4 protein-coding genes are annotated in these 6,964 nt (G+C 44.5%); 1 reads left to right on the top strand and 3 read right to left on the bottom strand.

Annotated features, from left to right (window positions below; all coding sequences use genetic code 11):
- Positions 1 to 98: 98 nt before the first annotated feature.
- The 3 genes from zwf to BIY37_RS12265 all read right to left on the bottom strand — a co-directional run bounded on the left by zwf (position 99) and on the right by BIY37_RS12265 (position 4,921).
- Positions 99 to 1,637 carry a glucose-6-phosphate dehydrogenase gene (gene zwf, locus BIY37_RS12280; protein WP_143299274.1) on the bottom strand — a complete coding sequence of 513 codons (1,539 nt, stop codon included), beginning with the start codon at positions 1,635 to 1,637 and terminating at the stop codon, positions 99 to 101.
- 396 nt (positions 1,638 to 2,033) lie between these two features.
- Positions 2,034 to 2,843, bottom strand: a complete 810-nt coding sequence (locus BIY37_RS12270) for an enoyl-CoA hydratase/isomerase family protein (RefSeq protein WP_070068135.1) — start codon at positions 2,841 to 2,843, stop codon at positions 2,034 to 2,036.
- A 53-nt stretch (positions 2,844 to 2,896) separates the two neighbouring features.
- Entirely contained in the window at positions 2,897 to 4,921 is a 2,025-nt protein-coding gene (locus BIY37_RS12265; protein WP_070068138.1) for an oxidoreductase, read from the bottom strand.
- Positions 4,922 to 5,627: 706 nt separating this feature from the next.
- Between BIY37_RS12265 and BIY37_RS12260 the strand changes: the two genes are divergently transcribed.
- The gene (locus BIY37_RS12260) at positions 5,628 to 6,938 is read left to right on the top strand and encodes an SPL family radical SAM protein (RefSeq protein WP_143299273.1); all 1,311 of its coding nucleotides are present in this window, start codon (positions 5,628 to 5,630) and stop codon (positions 6,936 to 6,938) included.
- Positions 6,939 to 6,964: the final 26 nt, after the last annotated feature.

Below are 6,964 nucleotides of genomic sequence, written 5' to 3'. Positions count from 1 at the left end.
AATCTCAAAGAACAACAGAGACGCTCTTTCGCAATTCCCTAACCGGACAATGCTGACGATAGATCGGTGTTTTAGCCATATCCCACCTTCATCCAAAATCACTTTCCACATCTCCTCCACTCACGCCCGTCTCTGGCTATCATCTCGTCAGCCTCCTGCGGACCCCAGGTGCCTGCAGCATAATTCGGATACTTCCGGTGTGGCAGCGCCTTCCATACGTCTTGTATTGTTGACACCACATTCCAGCTGGCCTCAACCATGTCAGCACGTTGGAACAGGGTTGCGTCTCCCAACATGCAGTCGTACAGCAGTCGCTCGTGTCCGGTACTTGGGGTGCGACCAAAGTAGTCGTCATACTTAAATTCCATATCTACTGTTCCCATGCGTACCAGGGGGCCTGGAATCTTAGCGCTGAAGTTAAGCGAAATACCCTCGTTCGGCTGAATATGGAGCACCAGAAGGTTTGGTTTCAAATGTTCTACCGTGGTTTTACGAAACAATACAAAAGGGGCGCTCTTGAACTGAATAGCAATCTCGGTAACGCGGCAGGGAAGCCGTTTCCCGGTTCTCAGGTAAAATGGCACATTGGCCCAGCGCCAGTTATCAATGTACAACTTCATTGCCATGAACGTCTCCGTGTTGGAATCAGGCGGCACGCTTGGTTCAGACCGGTAAGCGGGTACGCGCTGTCCTTTTATCATTCCTTCCCCATACTGTCCTCTCACGGTAAACCTGAGGACTCCTTCGGGCGTTATCGACTGAATGGCATGTAGAATTTTGACCTGTTCATCGCGCACCGCATTCGCTTCAAAGGAAATCGGTGGCTCCATCGCTGTCAGCGTAAGCAACTGAAACATGTGATTTGGCACCATATCTCTCAGTGCACCGGCATTGTCGTAATAGTCACCCCGCTGCCCCACGCCGATATCCTCAGCGACGGTAATTTGCACGTGGTCAATGTAACGGCGGTTCCAAATAGGTTCAAAAATACCGTTGGCGAAACGGAAGACCATAATGTTTTGTACCGTCTCCTTGCCAAGATAATGATCTATGCGGTAGATCTGGCTTTCGTTCAGTACCTTTCTGATCTCCTGATTAAGGATGCGGGCAGACTCGAGATCCCGCCCGAATGGCTTTTCAATAATCACCCGGCGCCAGCATCCGTTTTCTTCACGTGCAAGACCGGCGGCCCCAATGTGTTGAATAATCGGAGAAAACAACTCGGGTGACGTTGCAAGATAGTAAAGATAATTTCCCCGGGTACCATGCTCTTTATCAACTTGCAACAAGAGAGTCTGAAGTTGCTGATAAGCATTGGTATCCTGAACATCCCCCGGTGAATAATAGAGTCGCTGAACGAACCAATTCCATAAGTCCGGATCAACCGAACCCATTGCATACTCTTTTATATCCCTGCTGATTTTTTCACGGAATTCCTCATGGCTCATCTTGCTACGGGAAAATCCAACAATGGCAAATTCTGTGGATAACAAACGCTCACGCGCAAGATTATAAAGCGCTGGAATAAGCTTTCGTTTGGCTAGGTCACCCGAAGCTCCAAAAATGACCATGACGCAAGGGTTGCCCACCTTCCCTAATGATTCGCTAATGGCACTCATCTCATCTTTACACTCCATGTATATCCCCTTTTATGATCTCTTTAAATTAATAAGGTTCTTCTTAAAGAAGTGCCTATCACATTTAAACTGCAATACTCTTCAAGGGACTCCTTGTTTTCTTTACAAATCAGGTATTGATGGCTGTAGCAATTTTTTACGTCCCGATCTTTTCCAATCTCCGGCAATGGCACTCTTACAGTACCATCACAATAGTTTTCAAACGGCATTCTGTCAAGAAAATATAAAGTTATGTGATGTTCCATTTTGAAATGTTAACCGTTGTTACGGAGTTTATATTGTAACATTACGGAAAATTGTCGTTGGAGTCGTGCCAGCCAGAAGCAATCTCAGGGGAGATTGCTTCGTTGTGTCGCCCGCAATGGCTATTGCATGTCAACTTATGCAGGACGTCCTCTATTGTCTGTTTTTATTCGTAAGCTTTAGCCGCATCATTTCTGCAAAGAGCCCGACTTCATATTCAATACCTTTTAGAATATCGTTTTCTGCGGCAAAGTTAATACACTTTTTCATCTCTTTGAGCGCCCTTGCATCCCTTTCCAGGAGAATCTTTGCGGTAGCGATAGCTTGCTCTATAACTTCCTTGTGAGGCGATATCTGGTTGACGAGACCCCATTCCAAAGCGGTTTCAGCACGGATCATCTTTCCCAGGAATAACATCTCTTTCGCGCGGGCTGTGCCGATAAAGCGCGGTAAGCGCTGTGTACCACCCAGCCCGGGAATAATACTCAATTCAGGTTTTGCCTCCGGAAGGCTGAAAAAGGAAAGTTCTGAAGCAATACGCAGGTCACACAACATGGCAAGTTCCAGCCCTGCACCAATAGTAACGCCGTTAATAGCGGCTATAACGGGTTTTTTGCAATTTTCGATTTCAACGAACATCTCATGGGCGCGCTTGAACCGTTCATAGTTTTTTTCTGCTACGAGGCCGGAAATCCAGGACCCGAAGAGTTCATCCCGGTCAGCGCCATCACTGAATACTCCCCGAAGTTTACTGGCAATGATAATAGCTCCAATTTTATCATTGCCCTCGTATTGGTCCATTTTGTCGTAGATGGCGTCAAGAAGCCACGAACCGATAGAGTTTCTGGGTGGTTTTTTCATGGAGATAATACCAATTGCCTTGCCATGGTTTCCGGAAATCTCCTCGAACTCAATGTGGTCATAGCCGGAATTATCACCACGATTCATACGAATATCTTTCATCTTCTGTTTCTCTGCGTATTCTGTGCCCGCGGATATGAATTATTACGGTTATTTTATATCTTTAAAGCCACTTCAAACCCTTCGTGAATTGCCTCAAGGGCGGTACGCACCTTAACACAGTCGCCAATAAAGTAGGTCTCCGGAAATTTGTCTTCTATCTGCTTACGGAACTCATTATTGGGGCTGTATCCTACAGCAATAATAACCGTGTCGGCTTTGATAAAGTGGTCTTCCCCGTCCTTTTCATAGACTACACCGGTATTTTCATGTCCGTTTTTTCGGGGGTTGCTTATAATTTCTTTCACTTTTACTTCCGTTATCTCCCTTACCCCGGCATCTTTTATCTCATTCAGGATGATCCACCGTGTAGAAATGCCAAACCCTCCGCCAATCTTTCTCTTCATTTCCAGAATGGTAATATTCCGGTTTCCTTTTGCCGTATATTCAATCACATCGTTGGCATTAAGCACCTTATGTTTCAGAAGAAAACAGGCCACGTCAGGCCTCATTGCTCCTTTTTTTGCCACATGCAAGGCTACCTCACACCCCACGGTTCCACCGCCAATAATGATGATGTCTCTTCCAACAGATATACTACCGTCCAGCACATCACTGGCAAAGCACACATTTTTCGTTTGTATTCCGGGAAGATTCGGTATGATGGGATTCCCGCCTGTAGCAACAACAATTGCATCGGGCTGTTCTTCTTGTAGCGTCTGGAGATCTGCCTCAATTTCCGTTTTGATATCTACCTTGAGCTTTACCATCTGTCTTTCCAGATAGGTTATAATATTTTGAATCTCTTCGCGGCCAGGCGGAATAAAGGCATATCGTAATTGTCCGCCTAAATGCCTATTTCTCTCGTAAAGGGTAACCCTGTGTCCTCTTAACGCCAGGATTCGCGCGGCCTCCATACCACCCGGTCCGCCACCCACAACCACAACTTTCTTCGGGCTATTCGTCATAATTATCTTGAATTCATTCTCATGCCCTACCATAGCATTGTAGGTACACGAGACGGGTTTAAAATTAAGTAAAGAATCAAAGCATCCCTGGTTGCAGGCAATACAGGTTCTGATATCATCAAGATGTCCACTTTTATACTTATTTGGTAACTCCGGATCCACGATAAGCGGTCTGCCAACAGACACCATATCCGCCTGTTCATTTTCCAGAATCTCTTCCGCCAGCTTCAGGTCATTTATCCTTACCGAGGCAATTACAGGAATCTTCACCTGTGATTTAAATTTTTCCGACAGGAATACATAAGCCATCCGGGGAATAGCCATCAACATAATGGGGATTTTGCTTTCATGCCAGCCGGGCGATACATTAAAGGCATCGACACCCGCATATTCTAATATCTTAGCGATTTCCAGACTTTCCTGTATTCTGAGCCCGCCCTCTACAAAATCATCTCCGGACATTCGAAAGATAATGGGATAATCCTTCCCAACCGTCTCTTTTATCGCAAGAATCATTTCCTTTGCAAAGCGGGCACGATTTTCAAGACTCCCACCGTATGCATCGTCGCGTTTATTCGTAGCCTCTGAGAGGAATTGGTTTATAAGGTAACCCATACCCCCGTGAAGTTCCACGGCGTCGAAACCCGCCTCTTTTGCCCTCATGGTGGCAGAGACATAATTATTGATAACCGTTTTGATCTCCGGAACCGTTAAGGCATGAGGTTCCTGTTTGATGCTTCTGTGGGTCAGCTTTGTGGGTGCAACGGGCTGCATCTTAGTAAAAAATGATGAAGCGCTGCGGCCACCGTGAAGCAACTGTGCTGCTACCCGCACGTCATACAGATGAATGGCATCAGTCAATCTTTTTAATCCGGAAATGAATTCGTCTCTATCCAATCCGATAATACTCTTCCAAACTTTACCGTTCATTTCCGGATAACAGCCGCCCACAACGATAAGCCCAACTCCTCCCTTTGCACGTTCTCTGTAAAAATCAATAATCTGATCGTTAATGGTTCCATCCGAGGTAAATCCAAGGTCCATAGCGGACATGGCAATTCTGTTTTTTAATGTCATCCGCCCGATGTTTATAGTGTCAAACAGTTTATTCATAAATTTATCTATACGTGCGTCAGTTACAGGTACGGACAAACTTTGTTTGTCCGTACCTGTAACCGAAGACATAATTTGATTCTTTCATGTAGATTGTCTTTCAAGACCAGAGGTTTTTTCTATAGCTTAAATGATTACGAATATCTCTATACAGTAAAATTACCACTAAGTGCGGCTTCTGTTGAAGTGTCCCTTATTAGCTGAAACAAGAAATAACCAAAATTTCTAAAAGGGCGGGAGAGTCCATTGCAGATGCTTAAATCCATGTAGAATAGCTTTTTTGAGTATTTTACCGATAGTTTCTGAATTGTCACGTACCTTTTCTTATCTTGCATCCAATAATATGCAGGCTGGAAGCCTGCGCTACTACGTCTCTGACTTATTCGGGTCAGGCTTTCGGGATTATACGGCTCACAGCTATCTTTGTCAAGACCATCATGAGGCGAATGGAACCCGGAATTATTAGCTAAAGGAGTCTTGTCGTATTTCTAAGAAATAGAGAGACAACGTATTTCTGAAGTAAGTTCAGGAGACAAATGAGTCTAAATTTCTACACTATCAATTGCTCTTTCCAGCGGTATAATGGCAGCCACCATAAACTGTCGCCTCCTTATCTTGACAAATGGTTATGCAGATAGTACAACTTTGAAAAGGTGTTTTCTCATGAATTCCTGGTTGACGAAATGGTGGAATTTAATCTAGGAAAATGATGTCCCATACGGAACAAATTAAGGCATTCGTTAAAAAATACTACTATTACCTGGGTATCAACAAACAACAGGAAATAACCAGACTTTTGTTCGAAATTGCCAAACGTGAACGAATCGATTACACAAAGGTAGCGGAGGGTTTGCCAAAACCACCCGTCCGGTTTTCTGAAATCAAAAATTATCTGGTCATGCGACGCTATCCATCTTTCACGAAAACCGGTCAGGGATTTAAGCCTTCTTTTTTCGATGTTACGATCGATCCAAAACTGAAGGCAGATGTTACTTTGAAACAGCAGTTCAAACCCAAAAACCTGTTTATTGAAGAATCCGTTTCCCATACGGAGATGGCAAACAGAGTGAGCGCTCACTTTCCGGAGGGCAATATTGAAATAATAAAAACTTACAAACAACACCTTGGGAAAAGACGGTTCGGTATCGACGATTACAACAAAAGGTTGGAAAACTTTTACCTTGTGCGCGAGGACTATGATTTTTTTAAAAAATGTCCCTGTTCTGCCAATTCTGCATTCTGCGGCTATTTTGTCGTTAATCTGGGTAGCGGGTGCCCGTATGAATGCTCCTATTGTGTCCTGCAGGATTATATTAATTCACCAGGCATTATCATTCCCGCTAATATTGAAGATTTTTTTGCGGCATACAGGCGCCTCGGTCGAGATATCCGCTGCGGTTCATGCGAGTTAACCGATTCCCTTGCATTTGACCATATTACAGGATACTCACCACGGATCGTTGATTTTTTTCGCCACTATCCGAAAACGATGTACGAACTGAAAACCAAGAGTGACAATGTTGAACTGCTAACTTCTGTTCCGGGTGCAAGAAACATCATTATTTCCTGGTCGTTGAATCCTCAGAAAATCGTGGAAACCGTTGAGTACTTCACCGCCCCGTTAATGCAGAGGCTCGAAGCAGCTCAAAGGTGTGCCACCAGCGGCTATCGGGTAGCCTTCCATTTTGATCCTATGATTTATTATCAGGGGTGGGAGGCTGATTATGAGGCGTTGGTCGACACGACCTTTCATGCCGTTGATGGATGTGATGTTGCCTGGATAAGCCTTGGTACCTTGCGCATGACGCAGCGTTTGAAAAAGATTATTGAAAACCGTTTCCCGGACAATACCATACTTGATGAGGAATTTTTTACAGGGCATGACGGCAAGCTTCGCTACCCTGACGAACTGCGTGTTTTATTATACAAAAATATGACATCCTGGATTCGGAAACGATGTAAAGATGTCCCGATATATCTATGCATGGAGGAAAAATCGATGCGTTTGAAGTTATAAGTGATTTTGTTTATTGATTAGCAGCA

The sequence above is a fragment of the Candidatus Brocadia sapporoensis genome, assembly GCF_001753675.2.
GTDB classification, from domain to species: domain Bacteria; phylum Planctomycetota; class Brocadiia; order Brocadiales; family Brocadiaceae; genus Brocadia; species Brocadia sapporoensis.
The sequence above is the reverse complement of the archived record's forward strand: the minus strand, read 5'-3'. Positions and strand labels throughout refer to the sequence as shown.

Excerpts from the sequence above, each read along its gene's own strand:
- zwf (WP_143299274.1), bottom strand. The coding sequence starts at position 1,637 with ATGGAGTGTAAAGATGAGATGAGTGCCATTAGCGAATCATTAGGGAAG.
- BIY37_RS12270 (WP_070068135.1), bottom strand. The coding sequence starts at position 2,843 with ATGAAAGATATTCGTATGAATCGTGGTGATAATTCCGGCTATGACCAC.
- BIY37_RS12265 (WP_070068138.1), bottom strand. The coding sequence starts at position 4,921 with ATGAATAAACTGTTTGACACTATAAACATCGGGCGGATGACATTAAAA.
- BIY37_RS12260 (WP_143299273.1), top strand. The coding sequence starts at position 5,628 with ATGATGTCCCATACGGAACAAATTAAGGCATTCGTTAAAAAATACTAC.